At 72.9% G+C, this 16,981-nt stretch carries 13 protein-coding genes; 8 read left to right on the plus strand and 5 right to left on the minus strand.

Features of this window, described 5'->3' with window-relative positions:
- Positions 1–25 precede the first annotated feature (25 nt).
- Positions 26–1,660, plus strand: a complete 1,635-nt coding sequence (locus C892_RS0114390) for a long-chain fatty acid--CoA ligase (protein ID WP_017557787.1) — start codon at positions 26–28, stop codon at positions 1,658–1,660.
- Between the two features lie 96 nt (positions 1,661–1,756).
- Here C892_RS0114390 and C892_RS0114395 read toward each other — a convergent pair whose 3' ends face one another.
- Entirely contained in the window at positions 1,757–2,647 is an 891-nt protein-coding gene (locus C892_RS0114395; RefSeq protein ID WP_026124361.1) for an SDR family oxidoreductase, read from the minus strand.
- Between the two features lie 45 nt (positions 2,648–2,692).
- Positions 2,693–3,967, minus strand: coding sequence for a DUF418 domain-containing protein (locus C892_RS0114400; protein WP_017557789.1), 1,275 nt, complete (start codon positions 3,965–3,967; stop codon positions 2,693–2,695).
- Between the two features lie 1,374 nt (positions 3,968–5,341).
- Between C892_RS0114400 and C892_RS32610 the strand changes: the two genes are divergently transcribed.
- A complete protein-coding gene (locus tag C892_RS32610) occupies positions 5,342–5,491 on the plus strand; it encodes a DUF397 domain-containing protein (protein WP_083934377.1) in 150 nt (49 codons plus the stop codon).
- A 55-nt stretch (positions 5,492–5,546) separates the two neighbouring features.
- On the opposite strand, the gene C892_RS0114405 is transcribed toward C892_RS32610, so the two are convergent.
- Positions 5,547–6,626 (minus strand): polyprenyl synthetase family protein, encoded by a 1,080-nt coding sequence (locus C892_RS0114405; protein WP_017541915.1) that lies wholly within the window; start codon positions 6,624–6,626, stop codon positions 5,547–5,549.
- Between the two features lie 93 nt (positions 6,627–6,719).
- Here C892_RS0114405 and metF point away from each other — a divergent pair, with 93 nt between their 5' ends.
- Positions 6,720–7,673, plus strand: a complete 954-nt coding sequence (metF, locus tag C892_RS0114410; RefSeq protein ID WP_051060544.1) for a methylenetetrahydrofolate reductase [NAD(P)H] — start codon at positions 6,720–6,722, stop codon at positions 7,671–7,673.
- On the opposite strand, the gene C892_RS30610 is transcribed toward metF, so the two are convergent.
- A complete protein-coding gene (locus tag C892_RS30610) occupies positions 7,591–8,256 on the minus strand; it encodes a GNAT family N-acetyltransferase (RefSeq protein WP_083934378.1) in 666 nt (221 codons plus the stop codon). The two genes, metF and C892_RS30610, sit on opposite strands and share 83 nt — an antisense overlap.
- A 314-nt stretch (positions 8,257–8,570) precedes the next feature.
- Entirely contained in the window at positions 8,571–9,065 is a 495-nt protein-coding gene (bldD, locus tag C892_RS0114420; protein WP_017557791.1) for a transcriptional regulator BldD, read from the minus strand.
- 459 nt (positions 9,066–9,524) lie between these two features.
- Here bldD and pyrR point away from each other — a divergent pair, with 459 nt between their 5' ends.
- From pyrR to carB, 5 genes are read left to right on the plus strand one after another with little or no spacing between them, the layout of a single operon-like run.
- The gene (gene pyrR, locus C892_RS0114425; protein WP_083934379.1) at positions 9,525–10,154 is read left to right on the plus strand and encodes a bifunctional pyr operon transcriptional regulator/uracil phosphoribosyltransferase PyrR; all 630 of its coding nucleotides are present in this window, start codon (positions 9,525–9,527) and stop codon (positions 10,152–10,154) included.
- A complete protein-coding gene (locus C892_RS0114430) occupies positions 10,154–11,080 on the plus strand; it encodes an aspartate carbamoyltransferase catalytic subunit (RefSeq protein ID WP_017541920.1) in 927 nt (308 codons plus the stop codon). Before pyrR ends, C892_RS0114430 begins: the two co-directional genes overlap by 1 nt.
- Positions 11,081–11,101: 21 nt before the next feature.
- Entirely contained in the window at positions 11,102–12,415 is a 1,314-nt protein-coding gene (locus tag C892_RS0114435; RefSeq protein WP_017557793.1) for a dihydroorotase, read from the plus strand.
- Between the two features lie 38 nt (positions 12,416–12,453).
- Positions 12,454–13,635, plus strand: a complete 1,182-nt coding sequence (carA, locus tag C892_RS28955; protein ID WP_017557794.1) for a glutamine-hydrolyzing carbamoyl-phosphate synthase small subunit — start codon at positions 12,454–12,456, stop codon at positions 13,633–13,635.
- A 6-nt stretch (positions 13,636–13,641) separates the two neighbouring features.
- A complete protein-coding gene (gene carB / locus C892_RS0114445; protein WP_017557795.1) occupies positions 13,642–16,944 on the plus strand; it encodes a carbamoyl-phosphate synthase large subunit in 3,303 nt (1,100 codons plus the stop codon).
- The last annotated feature ends 37 nt before the right edge of the window (positions 16,945–16,981 follow it).

A 16,981-nucleotide genomic window follows, 5' to 3' on the forward strand; every position in this document is an offset into this window, starting at 1 on the left:
GTACCTGGGAGCGAGGGCAATCACCATGCGCAGCACGATGCAGGACGTACCGCTGTCGATCGGCGACCTGGTCCGCTACGGGACCACGGTCCACGGCGACGCCGAGGTGGTCACCTGGACCGGGGGCGAGCCGTACGCGTCCACCTACCGGGAGGTGGGGCGCCGGGCCGCGCAGCTGGCCCATGCCCTGCGCGAGCTCGGCATCACCGGCGACCAGCGGGTCGCCACCTTCCAGTGGAACAACCAGGAGCACCTGGAGGCCTACCTGGCCGTTCCGGCCATGGGTGCGGTGCTGCACACGCTCAACATCCGGCTCCACGCGTCCCAGGTCGCCTACATCGCCGACCATGCCGAGGACGAGGTCGTCATCGTCGACGCCAGCCTGGTGCCGCTGTTCGCCCCGCTGCTGCCGAAGCTGAGCACCGTCCGGCACGTCATCGTCGCCGGGGACGCCGGGGCCGACCTGTCGGCGCTGGATGCCGACGGGGTGCGGGTGCACCGCTACGACGCCCTGATCGAGGGCCGCCCGGAGGAGTTCGACTGGCCCGTCGTCGACGAGCGCGACGCCGCCGCCATGTGCTACACCTCCGGCACCACCGGCGACCCCAAGGGCGTCGTCTACAGCCACCGCTCCATCTGGCTGCACTCCATGCAGGTGTGCATGAGCGACGGCAAGGGGCTGAGCCAGGGGGACAAGGCGCTGGCGATCGTCCCGATGTTCCACGCCATGTCGTGGGGCCTGCCGTACGCGGCGATGATGGTCGGCCCGTCGCTGCTGCTGCCCGACCGGTTCCTCCAGCCGGCCGCCATCGCCAACATGATCCAGGTCGAGCGCCCCACCATCGCCGCCGCGGTGCCCACCATCTGGCAGGGCCTCACCGCCGAGCTGGAGGAGCACCCGCGCGACGTGTCCTCGCTGGAGCGGGTCGTGGTGGGCGGCTCGGCCTGCCCGCCGTCGCTGATGCGCGCCTTCGACGAGCGGTTCGGGGTGCCCATCGTGCACGCCTGGGGCATGACCGAGACCTCGCCGCTGGGCAGCGTCGCCAACCCGCCGGCCGGGGCCGAGGGGGAGGAGCGCTGGGCCTACCGCCTCTCCCAGGGGCGGCTCCCGGCGAGCGTGCAGGGGCGCCTGGTCGGCGACGGAGGAGAGGTCGTGCCCAACGACGGGCAGAGCGTGGGCGAGCTCCAGGTGCGGGGCCCGTGGATCGCCGGCTCGTACTACAAGGACGCCGACCCGGAGAAGTTCCAGGACGGCTGGCTGCGCACGGGGGACGTGGGCACCCTCAGCCCGGACGGGTTCCTGCGCCTCACCGACCGCGCCAAGGACGTGATCAAGTCCGGCGGGGAGTGGATCTCGTCGGTGGAGCTGGAGAACCGGGTGATGGAGCACCCCGCGGTCGCCGAGGCCGCCGTGATCGCCGTGCCCGACCCCAAGTGGGACGAGCGGCCGCTGGTGGCGGTGGTGCTGCGGGAGGGGCAGGCCGTCGACGCCGCTGAACTGCGCGCCCACCTTGCCGACCGGGTCGCCCGCTGGCAGCTGCCCGAGCGGTGGGCCTTCGTGGACGAGGTGCCCAAGACCAGCGTCGGCAAGTTCGACAAGAAGAGCCTGCGCAAGGCGCACGGCGACGGGACGCTGAAGGTGGTCGAGGAGAGAGGGTGACCTCGCCCGCCCCGTGAACGGGGAGGGCCGCTCGGAGGGCGTTCACGGCCCCGCCCGCAGGACAGGGCGGGGCCTTCCTGTGGGCCGGCGGATGCCTCAGGACGTCGGTTCGACGTGGTTCAGGGCGCTCGGGTGCTTGCGGAGGTACCCCTCGATGGTCTGGGCCGGGTGGCCGGTGATGTCGGGGACCGCCGGGGAGACCGCCTCCAGCTCCCCGGCCGCGATCGCCGCGTAGGAGCTCGCCCACCCCTCGATCGCCCACTCCGGGGCGCCGGAGGGCCGCCGCGACTCCAGGGCCTCCTCCCAGGTCTCGGGAACGTACCGCACGGTGCGCCCGGTCAGCGTCGACAGGCGTCCCACCGTCTCGCCCAGCGTCACCGCCTCCGGCCCGGTCAGGTCGTAGGCGCGGTCCTCGTGCGCGGCCGGGTCCAGCAGCACCTCGGCCGCCACGTCCGCGATGTCGTCGCGGGCGACCCAGGCCACCCGTCCGCTCCCGGCGGGCCCGCGCACCACGCCCTGTTCGTCGGCCCACCCCGGCAGCAGGTCCAGGTAGAGGGAGGGCCGTAGGAAGGTGTGGGCGACCCCCGTCGAGCGGATGTGCGCCTCGGTGAAGAAGTGGTCCCGGGCGAAGGTGAACACCGCCGCCGGCCCGGGGTTGAGGAAGGACAGGTAGACGATCCGGCCCACCCCGGCCTCGACGGCCGCGTCCACGGCGGCGATGTGCCGGTCCACCCGGTCGGCCGACTCGGTGGCCGAGACGAGGAACAGGGTCGTCGCGCCCTGCAGCGCCCGCCGCATGGCGGTGCGGTCCTCATAGGCCGCCATCGCGGCCGAGGCCCCGGGCAGCTCCGGGGCCCGGTTGAGGTCGCGCACCACCAGGCGCTGCGCCGCGCCCCGCCGTGCCAGCCGCGCGGCCACCCGCCCGCCCACCGAACCGGTCGCGCCGGTGACGGCGATCGACTCCGTTGTTGCCTGATCGTCACCCATGGCGCCATTTTCACCGCTTTCCCCCTCCGGCGCACGAACCGGAGGTCAGCGCGTCGCCGGGCCCCCGTCGGCGGGGGAGGCGGTGCTGCGCCGGTAGGCGAGGCGGCGCAGGGCGACCTCGGTCGGCCCGCGCTTTCCGGCCCGCTCCAGCAGGACGGCGAAGACCAGCGTGGCCAGCCACACCCCCACGGCGAACAGGGCCATGGTGGCGCTGCCCAGGGCCGCGCCCAGGCCCAGCCCCCAGGCGGCCAGGACAGGGGCGCACAGGAGCGACTGCCCGATGTAGCCGGTCATGGACCGCTTGCCGAGGGCGGCGACCGCGGATCCCGCCGGGCCGAGCCGGCGCCCGCGCAGCCGGGCCCCGATCAGGCCGAACAGGGCCACGTACCCGATGCCGCCGACCAGCCCGGTCGCCAGCTGGACGGGCCAGAACACCCAGGCGACGCCCTCGGGCACCGCGAGCAGGCCGAGGTGGTGCAGCGCGTTGGGCAGCGGGCCGAGCCAGCCGACCGCGATGCCGGTCACCGCGGTGCGGCGCAGCAGCGGCAGGTGGTTCCACGGCTCTTCGAGGATGCGTCGCCGGGCGGCCCAGAAGGCGAGGAGGATCGCGACGGGGACGGCCACGCCGAGCACGCCCTGGCCGATGACGACCAGGGGCCAGTACGCAATGCGCAGCACTGCCGCCATCAGGGGGTCCTCCTCGGCGATGGGCGCCATGAGGAAGGCGGACTCCTCGGCGGCGTCGGTCGAGGACCCCGTTCCCTCCGCCCCGGCGGCGAAGAAGGCGCCCACCGCGGCGAGGACGGCCAGCAGAGCGAGCAGGCCGGTGCCGGTCCCGGCCCAGGTGAGCAGGGTGCGGTCGCTGCGCCGGAGGAAGAGGGCGACCAGGATGAGGCCGACCAGGCCGTAGGCGCCGATGATGTCGCCGTACCACAGGAGCAGGGCGTGCACCGCGCCGAAGGCGATGAGCAGCAGGTTGCGTCTGCGCAGGAGCGCGCGGGCGTCGGCCTCGGAGACCCCGGCGGCCTGCTGGCGCAGGTAGATCTGGACGATGCCGTAGCCGAAGAGGAACGCGAACATCGGGTAGACCCGCAGGTCGGCGACGACGATGAGCACGGCGCTCACCACGCTGTCCAGGGTCCTCTCGTTCATGGGGTGGTTGCTGCTCGACGAGTGGGTGGTGGTCCAGAGGTAGATCGGGGTGTTGGCGAGCACGATCAGCAGCAGCATCATCCCGCGCGCGAGGTCGGGGGCGGGGGCGCGCTCGGCCGGGCGCGACGGCCCGCGCAGCGGGGCGGACGGGGTGCGTGTCTGGTTCATGGCCGGAGTCCTTCGAGGGGTGGGGCGGGTAGGCGACGGCGGCTACGCCCCATGCTCAGGGCTCCCCGGAGCGGGGGTATCCCCCGGCAGAGTGATTCCGTTCTCACCCGGGGGAGGAACGGCGGCCACCCGCACGGCCGAGGGGCCTCCTCAGTGCAGAGGAGGCCCCGGGCGGAGAGAGGCGGCACGGCCGCTCCTCAGGCGGCCCGATCGGTGGCCGGGGCGGGGCGGTGGGCCGGGCCCACGGGTCCTCCCGGGGGCGTCGGGCGGGAAGGGGGAAGAACACCCCGCGCACCCGGCCGTGGACCAGTGGGCCCCATTCGGTGGCGAGGGCGGCCGCGTCTCATATCTCCCGTAGAATCCTGGCCCGTCACGGGCGCACAATGAGGAAATGGCAGAACGCCGGAATGGCGGAATAGGGAGCACGCGGGCCCGCTCACCCGGACCAGGACGGATCAGCAGGTACCCCGCTCCCGCACCCCGGCCGGGCGGCAGGCCGCCGGAGGCACAGGTAGAAGGCGGCGACGAAGAGAGCAGGGCGCTTCCCCGGCCCCGCCTGTCGGCCGCCCGGCCCCTCGCGGTCCGGGGGGCGAGGCAACGACGGCGCAGCAGGTACCCCGCTCCCGCACCCCGGCCGGGCGCGAGGCCGCTATCGGTCCGGGGGCGTCGGGCGGAGCCGGGCAGGGCGGGCGGCCCCCGTGTCTCCGGCGATGATCTCGGGGATAACGACCCTAAAATCGCGCTCGTAGGGTCGTTATCCCCGAGATCATCGCCGGAGGGAGGGGGGAGCTTTGCATTTCCGGTATATCGGGCGCGCTTTCGCCCTCCTGTTGTTGATCTCGGGGAAATCGGGGTAATACTCGCCAGTATAAAGCCGACTTCCCCGAGATCAACATTTTTAAGGCCGCCTTTCCCGAGATCAAACCGAACAGGGGGCGGCCGGGCGGCGCATACCGGGCATACCGGGCGCGCGAGAGGGAATGCGTTCTCGTCTCCGCCGAGGTGCGCCGGGGCCGGCCTGCGGGCCCTGGTGGCCCGGCGCCCGGCCGGGGTGCGGGAGCGGGGTACCTGCTGCGCCGTCGTTGCCTCGCCCCCCGGACCGCGAGGGGCCGGGCGGCCGACAGGCGGGGCCGGGGAAGCGCCCTGCTCTCTTCGTCGCCGCCTTCTACCTGTGCCTCCGGCGGCCTGCCGCCCGGCCGGGGTGCGGGAGCGGGGTACCTGCTGATCCGTCCTGGTCCGGGTGAGCGGGCCCGCGTGCTCGTGGACCGGAAGCTCCGATCGGACCATCGACCGCATCTGTCGGTACTGCCGACGAATCACCCACTCATGACACGACATCGACTCATGACATGACAGCGGAGGGAACAACCCCAACTGTGTCGAAATGGCGAGACAGGGAGCGGACAGAGGGCGGAACAGGCGGCCTACGTGCGAGACAGCCGGAACCCTCTCCTCGGCCACCTCTCGTTCCCCTCGGGGGAGTGGGCGGCCTTCTTGGGTGAGGTGGCCTCCGGCCGGTCCTGACCCGTGGGCCCCCTGGCCTCGTCCGGTGAGGAGCCCGTCCCGCGGTCGGTAGTGGTCAGTACTTGCGCGACGTCGCCGCCACGATCAGGTCGGCGAGTGCGGACCGGGCCTCGGGCTCGATCAGGTCGGACTCCAGGGCGCGGGTGGCCTGCTCCACGTAGTCGTCGATCCGGCGCTCGCAGGCCGCCAGCGCACCGCACTCCTCGGTGATGGTGCGCATCCGCTCCACCGCCCCGTCGTCGAGGCCGGGGTCGCCCAGACCCGCGCGGAACGCCTCCGCGGCCGCCGCGTCGGCGCGCTCCAGGGTCTCGGCCACCAGCAGCGTGCGCTTGCCCTCGCGCAGGTCGTCCCCGGCCGGCTTGCCGGTCTCCGCCGGGTCGCCGAACACCCCCAGCACGTCGTCGCGGAGCTGGAACGCCACCCCCAAGGGCAGCCCGTACTCCGAGTACACCGGCCCCAGGTCGGCGTAGCGCCCGGCGAGGGCGGCCCCCAGGTGCAGCGGGCGCTCCACCGTGTACTTGGCCGCCTTGTAGTGCATCACCCGCAGCGAGGCCTCCACGCTCTCCGCGCCGCGCACCTGCTCCAGCATGTCCAGGTACTGCCCGGCCATCACCTCGGTGCGCATCGCGTCGAAGGCCGTCCGGCCCTGCGCCAGCGCCTCCGGCGCCAGCCCGCTGCCTTGGTACATGTCGTCGCACCAGGCCAGGCACAGGTCGCCGATGAGGATGGCGGCCCCCTGCCCGAACCCCTCCGACGACCCCGACCAGCCCTGGCCGGCGTGCAGCGCGGACAGGCGCCGGTGGGTGGCCGGCAGCCCGCGCCGGGTGTCGCTGTTGTCGATGACGTCGTCGTGCACCAGCGCGCACGCCTGCAGCAGCTCCAGCGAGGCCGCAGCGGTGTACACCTCCGGCACCTCCGCACCCCCGGCGCCGCGCCAGCCCCAGAAGCAGAACGCCGGGCGCAGCCGCTTGCCGCCGGAGAGCATGGCCTCCAGCGCGTCCATGGCCGGGGCCAGCTCGGCGCCGATCGCCAGGAGCTCGGCGCGGCGGTGTCCGACGAACTCGGTCAGCGCGGCGTCCACGGCGGGACGCACGTAGGAAACCGGGGACGACGGGGTGGGCGGGGTGGAGGTCATGGGGGAAGGCTATCGGCCGTCTGACCGGTGATTTGACCGACCCATGGGTGGCCGATCCGCCGCGTCCCAGGCCATGGGCTTATGGTGGAGGGCATGTTTGGCTCACCGACCCACAACGGAAACGCGCCTGTGCCCGCCCCCCGGCCCCGGGACATCCGCGACCTTCTCAACGCCGGCGAACCGACATTCTCCTTCGAGTTCTTCCCGCCCAAGACGGAGGAAGGGCTCCAGCGGCTGTGGAAGGTCGTGCGCGAGATCGAGGCGCTCGGCCCGTCCTTCGTCTCGGTCACCTACGGGGCCGGCGGAGGGACCCGGGACCGCACGGTGGAGATCACCGAGCAGATGGCCACCGACACCACGCTGCTGCCGGTCGCCCATCTGACCGCGGTCAACCACTCGGTGCGCGAACTGCGCCACCTCATCGGCCGGTTCGCGGCCGTCGGTGTGACCAACCTCCTGGCCCTGCGCGGCGACCCGCCCGGCGACCCGCTCGGCGAGTGGGTCAAGCACCCCGAGGGCCTGGAGTACGCCGACGAGCTGGTCCGCCTCATCAAGGAGAGCGGAGACTTCTCGGTGGGCGTGGCGGCCTTCCCCTACAAGCACCCGCGCTCGGTCGACGTCGACACCGACGTCGAGTACTTCGTGCGCAAGTGCCGTGCCGGCGCCGACTACGCCATCACCCAGATGTTCTTCGACGCCGACGACTACCTGCGGCTGCGCGACCGCGTGGCCGCCAAGGGGTGCGAGACCCCGATCATCCCCGAGGTCATGCCGGTGGTGAAGTACGGCACCATCGAGCGCTCCGAGCAGCTGTCGGGCGCGCCGTTCCCGCGCCACCTGGCCGAGGAGTTCGAGAAGGTCAAGGACGACCCGGAGGCCGTGCGCGAACTGGGCCTGGACCAGGCGCACCGGCTCTGCGAGCGCCTCCTCAACGAGGGGGCGCCGGGCATCCACTTCATCACCTTCAACCAGTCCACCGCCACCCGCGAGATCTACCGGCGGCTCGTCGGCGACCGCGCCCCCGCAGTGGCAGGCGCGCGGCCATGATGGCGAAGGGCTGATCGGGGCTGCCGGGGAAGGAGAACTCCGGCAGCACGTCGACGAACCCGCACGAGGCGTACAGCCGCCGGGCGACGGTGGAGCCGGTGCGGGTGGACAGCACGGCGGCGCGCTCCGGGCGCGCCGCCGTGAGCCGTTCCAGGAGGGCGCGGCCGATGCCGTGCCCCTGCATGTCGGGGCGCACGTGCACCTCGGCCACCTCGAAGGCCGAGCCGAACCAGCGCCGTTCGGCGGCCGGGTCGCGCCGCCGCAGCTCCTCGGTGACCACGTCGAACCACCACTGCCCGCGGTGCCCCTGGAACCCGTAGGCGAACCCGGCCAGGCGGGGCGGGGCGGAGGCCCCGCCCGTGCCCTCGTCCGCCTCGGCGGCGGCGCCGTCGGGGCCCAGGGCCAGCACGGCCCGGAAGCGGGGGTGGCCGGCGTGCTGCTCCATGATGGTGCGCCGTCCGGACAGCTGTTCGACGGGCGGCTCCATCGCGGCCGTGTAGACCTCCAGCAGCGCCGGCAGCGCGTGGACGAAGGCGGGAGGGGCGGGTTCCCACAGCTCGAGCGGCCCGGTGTCGGTGTCCACGGGGCCAGCCTACGCCCGGCGGGGCCGCCCGGGGCCTTCTTGACCGGCGCGGGCGTGTGCGGTTAACTGGACGCGTTCGCACACCAGTTCGATTCGCGGGGCGGTTCACCGCCTCGGTGGGATCGCGGGGGTGCCCCCCGGGGTGCGCGGACCGACCGCGGCCGGGCGGGGGGAGGGGAAGCCTCTTGCCCGGCCGCGCTCCCTCGCCTCGGTGCCCCTGGGGCAGGGGGGCGCCGGTGTCGGAAGCGGCCGGGCGCCGGGTCCGCTCGGAGGACTCGGACGGCTCCGTGCGGGTGCTCGCCTCGACGGCGGGCCTAGAAGGCGTCCACGGCGCGCCGCGCCTCGGGGTCCAGGACCCCCCAGTTGATGAGCTCCTCGGTCAGGTCGCTCGGCGAACGGTCGTAGATGACCGCGAGTGAGCGCAGGTCCTCCTGGCGGATGGAGAGCACGCGGCCGTTGTAGTCGCCGCGCTGGCTCTGGATGGTGGCCACGTAGCGTGCCAGCGGCCCGGCCTTCTCCTGCGGCAGCTGCTGCATGCGCTCCAGGTCGATGACGAGCTTGGGTGTGGGGCCCAGCGGGGTGGGTGCGGCGCCGCCCGGCAGCAGCTCGGACATGGGCACCCCGTAGAAGTCCGCGAGCTCGGCGAGCTTCTGGACGGTGACGGCGCGGTCGCCGCGCTCGTAGGAGCCCACCACGACGGCCTTCCAGCGCCCGTGGGACTTCTCCTCCACGCCGTGCAGGGAGAGTCCCTGCTGGGTGCGGATGGCGCGCAGCCGCGCACCAAGGGACTTCGCGTATTCGGATGGCATGTTCTTCGTCGCTCCCCGGCCGTGAGGTGGCTGGCGTTCCAGGGCCGTCGCGCACTGTGTGACGCAGCCCAGATTGGTTACGGACAGTGACGGTAAGGCTGTCGGGGCGCCAGGTCAAGCCGTTGGGTGGAAACGCGACTATTCAGTGGCCAAACCGTGCGTAAGTGAGAGGTGTCTCATTCCGGGATCGAACGGGGCGTCCGGAGGCGTTTCAGGGCGCGGGAAGCCCGCAACGGTAGGAGGTTTCACATTTGACGACCGGTTCGGCGGACCCGGTCCTCCCGTGGTGCGGACAAGGGTGGCCGCCTATGGTCAACCCCCCACGCTGTGGTGAGAGTCATATTTTCGCCATGTTTGCTGATAAGGCCCGGCGGGCCCGCCCGCGGTGCGCTGATAACGTGAGGCCGATCGACATCCTTTAACGGCCTGCTCAGTGAGGCAGGGAAGGGGGTCACTACTTTGTGTGCCCGAAAACGCGCGGACGGTGAGCCACCGCAGGGGGATGCACGCCCCGTGCTGGAAGGCCCCGAGATCCACCGCGCCCTGACCCGCATCGCACACGAGGTCCTCGAACGCACCAAGGGCGCCGAGGACGTCACCCTGCTCGGGATCCCGTCCCGGGGCGCCCCGCTCGCGCGCCGGCTGGCCGAGCGGATCGAGCGCGTCGAGTCCCGCACGGTCCCCTGCGGCGCCCTCGACATCACCATGTACCGCGACGACCTCCACCTGGCGCCCGCGCGCGCGTTGGGCCGCACCGAGATCCCGCCCGAGGGGATCGACGGCCGGGTGGTCGTCCTCGTCGACGACGTCCTGTTCTCCGGCCGCACCGTGCGCGCCGCGCTGGACGCCCTGAACGACCTGGGTCGCCCGCGCTCCGTGCAGCTGGCCGTGCTCGTCGACCGCGGCCACCGGGAGCTGCCCATCCGCGCCGACTACGTGGGCAAGAACCTGCCCACCTCGCTGCGCGAGTCGGTGACGGTGCTGCTGGAGGAGTCCGACGGCGTCGACGCCGTCCTCATCGGCCCCAAGAGGCAGCGTGGCGAGGACCGCACCGACGAGGCCCGCACCGCGAGCGGGGAGGAGAACTGATGCGCCACCTGCTCTCGGCGGGCGACCTCAGCCGGGACGAGGCCGTCCTGGTCCTGGACACCGCCCGTGAGCTCGCCCAGGTGGGCGACCGCTCGGTGAAGAAGCTGCCCACCCTGCGCGGGCGCACCGTGGTCAACCTCTTCTACGAGGACTCCACCCGCACCCGTACCTCCTTCGAGCTGGCCGCCAAGCGCCTGTCCGCCGACGTCATCAACTTCTCGGCCAAGGGCTCCAGCGTCTCCAAGGGCGAGAGCCTCAAGGACACCGCGCTGACCCTGCAGGCCATGGGCGCCGACGGCGTCGTCATCCGCCACGCGGCCTCCGGCGCCGCCCACCGGCTCGCCAACTGGGTCGACGGCTCGGTGCTCAACGCCGGCGACGGCACCCACGAGCACCCCACCCAGGCCCTGCTGGACGCCTTCACCATGCGCGAGCGCATGGGCCGCCTGGAGGGCCTGCGCGTGGCCGTGGTCGGCGACGTGCGGCACAGCCGGGTCGCCCGCTCCAACGTGCTGCTGCTCAACACCCTCGGCGCCCAGGTCACCCTGGTCGCCCCGCCCACCCTGGTGCCGGTCACCGCCGGCTCCTGGCCCTGCGAGGTCTCCTACGACCTGGACGCGGTGCTGCCCAAGACCGACGTGGTGATGATGCTGCGGGTCCAGGCCGAGCGGATGAAGGACGCCTACTTCCCCACCGCGCGCGAGTACAGCCGCCGCTACGGGCTCGACAAGGAGCGCTTCGCGCTGCTCGGCGACCAGGCGATCGTCATGCACCCCGGCCCCATGGTCCGGGGCATGGAGATCTCCGCCGAGGTCGCCGACTCCCCGCGCGCCACCGTGACCGAGCAGGTCACCAACGGCGTCAGCGTGCGCATGGCGGTGCTCTACCTGCTGCTGGGCGGCTCCGAGCCGGCCATTGGGAACTGATCTAAGGGAGAACTCGGGCCGATGGCCAAAGAGAACGACAACGGCGGGGCCTACCTGATCCGCGGAGCGCGCCCGCTGGGCGGCGAGCCCGCCGACATCCTGCTGCGCGACGGCACCGTCGCCGCGATCGGTGCCGGGGCGGCCCAGGCCGCCGACGGCGCCGCCGAGGTCGACGCCGCCGGGCTGATCGCCCTGCCCGGCCTGGTCGACCTGCACACCCACCTGCGCGAGCCCGGCCGCGAGGACGCCGAGACGGTGGCCGGCGGCTGCCGCTCCGCCGCCGCCGGCGGCTACACCGCGGTGCACGCCATGGCCAACACCGACCCGGTGGCCGACACCGCCGGCGTGGTCGAGCAGGTCTGGCGCCTGGGCCGGGACAGCGGCCTGTGCGACGTGCGCCCGGTCGGCGCGGTCACCCGCGGCCTGGAGGGCGAGCGGCTGGCCGAGCTCGGCGCCATGGCCGACTCGGTGGCCGGCGTGCGGGTCTTCTCCGACGACGGCAAGTGCGTGTGGGACGCGCTGCTGATGCGCCGCGCCCTGGAGTACGTCAAGGCCTTCGACGGGGTGGTCGCCCAGCACGCCCAGGAGCCGCGGCTCACCGAGGGCGCCCAGATGAACGAGGGCGAGGTCTCCGACCGGCTCGGCCTGGGCGGCTGGCCCGCGGTCGCCGAAGAGGCGATCATCGCCCGCGACTGCCTGCTCGCCCAGCACGTGGGCTCGCGCCTGCACATCTGCCACGTCTCCACCAAGGGCTCGGTGGAGATCATCCGCTGGGCCAAGGAGCGCGGGTGCCGGGTGACCGCCGAGGCCGCCCCGCACCACCTGCTGCTCACCGACGACCTGGTCGAGGGCTACGACCCGATCTACAAGGTCAACCCGCCGCTGCGCACCGCCGAGGACGTGCACGCGCTGCGCCGCGGCCTGGCCGACGGTGTGATCGACTGCGTGGCCACCGACCACGCACCCCACCCCATCGAGGCCAAGGAGACCGAGTGGTCCACGGCCGCGATGGGGATGCTCGGCCTGGAGACCGCGCTCTCGGTGGTCCAGCACACCATGATCGACACCGGGCTGCTCGACTGGGCCGGGGTGGCCGAGCGCATGTCGGCCGCGCCCGCCCGGATCGGGCGCGCGGCCGGCCACGGCCGTCCGCTCGCCCAGGGCGAGCCGGCCAACCTGGCCCTGTACGACCCGGCGGCCGGGCGGGTGGTCGAGCCCGCGGCCCTGGAGTCCAAGAGCACCAACACCCCGTACCGGGGCATGAGCCTGCCGGGGCGTGTCATGGGCACGTTCCTGCGCGGCGTCCCGACGGTCCTCGATGGGAAGATCCAGTGACAGCAGAAGCAACCGCAGCCCCCGAAGCCGCCCCGGCCGTGCTCGTGCTGGAGGACGGCCGCGTGTTCCGCGGCCGCTCCTTCGGGGCGCGCGGCGAGGCCTACGGGGAGATCGTCTTCAACACCGGCATGACCGGCTACCAGGAGACGCTCACCGACCCGTCCTACCACCGCCAGATCGTCACGATGACCGCGCCGCACATCGGCAACACCGGCGTCAACGACGACGACCCCGAGTCCGGGCGCATCTGGGTGGCCGGGTTCGTGGTGCGCGAGCCGGCCCGGGTGCCCTCCAACTGGCGGGCACAGCGCACCCTGGACGAGGAGCTGGCGCGCCAGGGCGTGGTGGGCATCGCGGTGCCCGGCACCCGCGCGCTCACCCGCCACCTGCGCGACCGCGGCGCCATGCGGGCGGTCATCAGCACCGAGGAGAGCGACCCCGAGGTGCTGGTGGAGCGGGTCAAGGCCGCCCCGGAGATGAAGGGCGCCGACCTCAGCGGCGAGGTGTCCACCACCGAGCCCTACACCGTGCACCCGCCCGAGGGCGTGCCGACCCGCTACCGGGTGGCCGCGGTCGACCTGGGCATCAAGGCGATGACCCCGCAGCGGCTCGCCGAGCGCGGCTGCGAGGTGCGGGTGCTGCCCGCCGCCGCCACCGCCGAGCAGGTCCTGGAGGCCGGGCCGGACGGGGTGTTCTTCAGCAACGGCCCCGGCGACCCCGCCACCGCCGAGGACAGCGTCGCGGTGCTGCGCGAGGTCCTGCGGGCCGACCGCCCCTTCTTCGGGATCTGCTTCGGCAACCAGCTGCTGGGGCGCGCCCTGGGGCTGGGCACCTACAAGCTGGTCTTCGGGCACCGCGGGGTCAACCAGCCGGTGCAGGACGTGCACACCAAGCGGGTGCACATCACCAGCCACAACCACGGCTTCGCCGTCGACGCGCCCACCGACGGGCCGTTCGACACCCCGCTGGGCCGCGCCGAGGTCAGCCACGTCGACCTCAACGACGGCGTGGTGGAGGGGCTGCGCCTGCTCGACCGCCCCGCCTTCAGCGTCCAGTACCACCCCGAGGCCGCGGCCGGGCCGCACGACGCCGCCGAGCTCTTCGACGCCTTCTGCGCCCTGATGGAGCGCCGGGGCGCCGGGGACTCCGCGCCGTCCGCGCCGTCCGCGCCGTCCGCGCCGTCCGCGCCGTCCGCCCAGCCCGAGACCGCAGAGAAGTAGGGAACCATGCCGCGCCGCAACGACCTGAACTCCGTCCTGGTGGTCGGCTCCGGTCCCATCGTGATCGGGCAGGCCGCCGAGTTCGACTACTCCGGGAGCCAGGCCTGCCGGGTGCTCAAGTCCGAGGGCCTGCGCGTCATCCTGGTCAACTCCAACCCGGCGACGATCATGACCGACCCGGAGATGGCCGACGCCACCTACGTCGAGCCCATCACCCCGGAGATGGTCGAGAAGATCATCGCCAAGGAGCGCCCCGACGCGCTGCTGCCCACCCTGGGCGGGCAGACCGCGCTGAACACCGCCATCTCGCTGCACGAGTCGGGGGTGCTCGACAAGTACGGCGTCGAGCTGATCGGCGCCAACGTCGAGGCCATCCAGTCCGGCGAGGACCGCGAGACCTTCAAGGGGATCGTCGAGCGCATCGGCGGCGAGTCCGCCCGCTCGCGCATCTGCCACAGCCTCGACGACTGCCTGGCGGCCGCCGGGGACCTGGGCTACCCGCTGGTGGTGCGCCCCTCCTTCACCATGGGCGGCTCCGGCTCCGGGTTCGCCCACGACGAGGCCGAGCTGCGCCGCATCGCCGGCCAGGGCCTGGCCCTGTCGCCCACCACCGAGGTGCTCCTGGAGGAGTCCATCCTCGGCTGGAAGGAGTACGAGCTGGAGCTGATGCGCGACGGCAACGACAACGTGGTCGTCGTCTGCTCCATCGAGAACTTCGACCCGATGGGCGTGCACACCGGCGACTCGGTGACCGTCGCCCCGGCCATGACCCTCACCGACCGCGAGTACCAGCGCATGCGCGACCTGGGCATCGCGATCATCCGCGAGGTGGGCGTGGACACCGGCGGCTGCAACATCCAGTTCGCCGTCGAGCCCTCCAGCGGGCGGCTCATCGTCATCGAGATGAACCCCCGCGTCTCCCGGTCCTCGGCGCTGGCCTCCAAGGCCACCGGGTTCCCGATCGCCAAGATCGCCGCCCGGCTCGCCGTGGGCTACACCCTGGACGAGATCCCCAACGACATCACCGCCGAGACCCCGGCCAGCTTCGAGCCGGCCCTGGACTACGTCGTGGTCAAGGTCCCGCGGTTCGCCTTCGAGAAGTTCCCCGGCGCCGACCCCGGCCTGACCACCACCATGAAGTCGGTCGGCGAGGCCATGGCCATCGGCCGGTCCTTCCCCGAGGCGCTGCAGAAGGCGATGCGCTCGGTGGAGAAGAAGGGCGTGGGCCTGACCTGGGAAGGCGAGCCCGGGGAGAAGGACGCGCTGCTGGAGGCGGCCGCCACGCCCGGCGAGTTCCGGCTGCGCCAGGTGCAGCAGGCGCTGCGCGCCGGCGCGAGCGTGGAGGAGCTGCACCGGGCCACCGGCATCGACCCCTGGTTCCTGGACCAGATGGCGCTGCTGGAGGAGACCGCCCGCCGGCTGGCCGCCGCGCCGCAGCTCGACGCCGAGGTCCTGCGCGACGTCAAGCGCCTGGGCTTCTCCGACAAGCAGGTCGGCGAGGTCACCGGCAAGTCCGAGGAGGTCGTCCGCGAGCTGCGCGACGCCCTGGACGTGCACCCGGTCTACCTGACCGTGGACACCTGCGCCGCCGAGTTCGCCGCCAAGACGCCCTACCTGTACTCCAGCTACGACGAGGAGACCGAGGTCCCGCAGGGCACCCGCCCCAAGGTGATCATCCTCGGCTCCGGGCCCAACCGCATCGGCCAGGGCGTGGAGTTCGACTACAGCTGCGTGCACGCCTCCTTCGCGCTGTCGCAGGCCGGCTACGAGACCGTCATGGTCAACTGCAACCCCGAGACGGTCTCCACCGACTACGACACCAGCGACCGGCTCTACTTCGAGCCGCTCACCCTGGAGGACGTGCTGGAGGTGGTCCGCGCCGAACGGCTCACCGGCGAGGTCGTGGGCGTGGTCGTGCAGCTGGGCGGGCAGACCCCGCTGGGGCTGGCGCGCGATCTCAAGGCGGCCGGGGTGCCGATCGTGGGCACCAGCCCCGAGGCCATCGACCTGGCCGAGGACCGCGGCGCCTTCGGCGACGTGCTCGCCCGGGCCGGGCTGCCCGCGCCCAAGCACGGCACCGCCACCTCCTTCGACCAGGCCCGCGCGGTCGCCGACGAGATCGGCTACCCGGTGATGGTCCGCCCCTCCTACGTGCTGGGCGGGCGCGGCATGGAGATCGTCTACAACGAGGCGATGCTCGCCGACTACATCGAGCGCAACGCCGAGGTCAGCCCCGACTACCCGGTGCTGATCGACCGGTTCCTCGACGACGCCATCGAGATCGACGTCGACGCGCTCTACGACGGCCGCGAGCTGTACATGGGCGGCATCATGGAGCACATCGAGGAGGCCGGGATCCACTCCGGCGACTCGGCGTGCGCCCTGCCCGCGGTCACCCTGGGCCACGAGGACTTCGAGCGGATCCGCTACTCCACCGAGGCCATCGCCCGCGGCACCGGGGTGCGGGGGCTGCTCAACGTCCAGTACGCGCTCGCCTCCGGGGTGCTCTACGTGCTGGAGGCCAACCCGCGCGCCTCGCGCACGGTGCCGTTCGTCTCCAAGGCCACGGCGGTCCCGCTGGCCAAGGCGGCGGCCCGGGTGATGCTCGGCTCCGGCATCGCCGAGCTGCGCGCCGAGGGCCTGCTCCCGGCCGAGGGCGACGGCGGCACCCTGCCGATGGACGCGCCCGTGGCGGTCAAGGAGGCGGTCATGCCCTTCAACCGCTTCATCGACCGGCACGGCGAGGGCGTGGACACCGTGCTGGGCCCGGAGATGCGCTCCACCGGCGAGGTCATGGGCATGGACGCCGCCTTCGGTGCCGCCTACGCCAAGTCGCAGCTGGCGGCCTTCGGCTCGCTGCCCACCCGCGGCAGCGTGTTCGTCTCGGTCGCCAACCGGGACAAGCGCAGCATGGTCTTCCCGGTCAAGCGCCTGGCCGACCTCGGCTTCACGATCCTGGCCACCGAGGGCACCGCGTGGGTGCTGCGGCGGAACGGGGTCCAGGCCGATGTGGTGCGAAAGCACAGCGAGGGGCCCGGTCCGGACGGAGAACCCACTATCGTTCAACTCATCCACGACGGCGCGGTGGACCTCATCGTCAACACGCCGTTCGGCGGGGCCGGCCAGTCCGGGCCACGCCTGGACGGGTACGAGATCCGCACCGCGGCGGTGGTGCGCGGCGTCCCCAGCGTCACCACGGTGCAGGGGTTGGCCGCCGCGGTCCAGGGCATCGAGGCGCTGGTGCGCGGCGACATCGGGGTGCGCTCCCTGCAGGAGCACGCCGAGTCGCTGCGCGGCACCGGCGCCTGAGCCGACGATCAGGGCGAGCGGCCCGCCGGGGCCCGCC

The sequence above is a fragment of the Nocardiopsis baichengensis YIM 90130 genome (genome assembly GCF_000341205.1).
Lineage (GTDB): Bacteria > Actinomycetota > Actinomycetes > Streptosporangiales > Streptosporangiaceae > Nocardiopsis_A > Nocardiopsis_A halophila.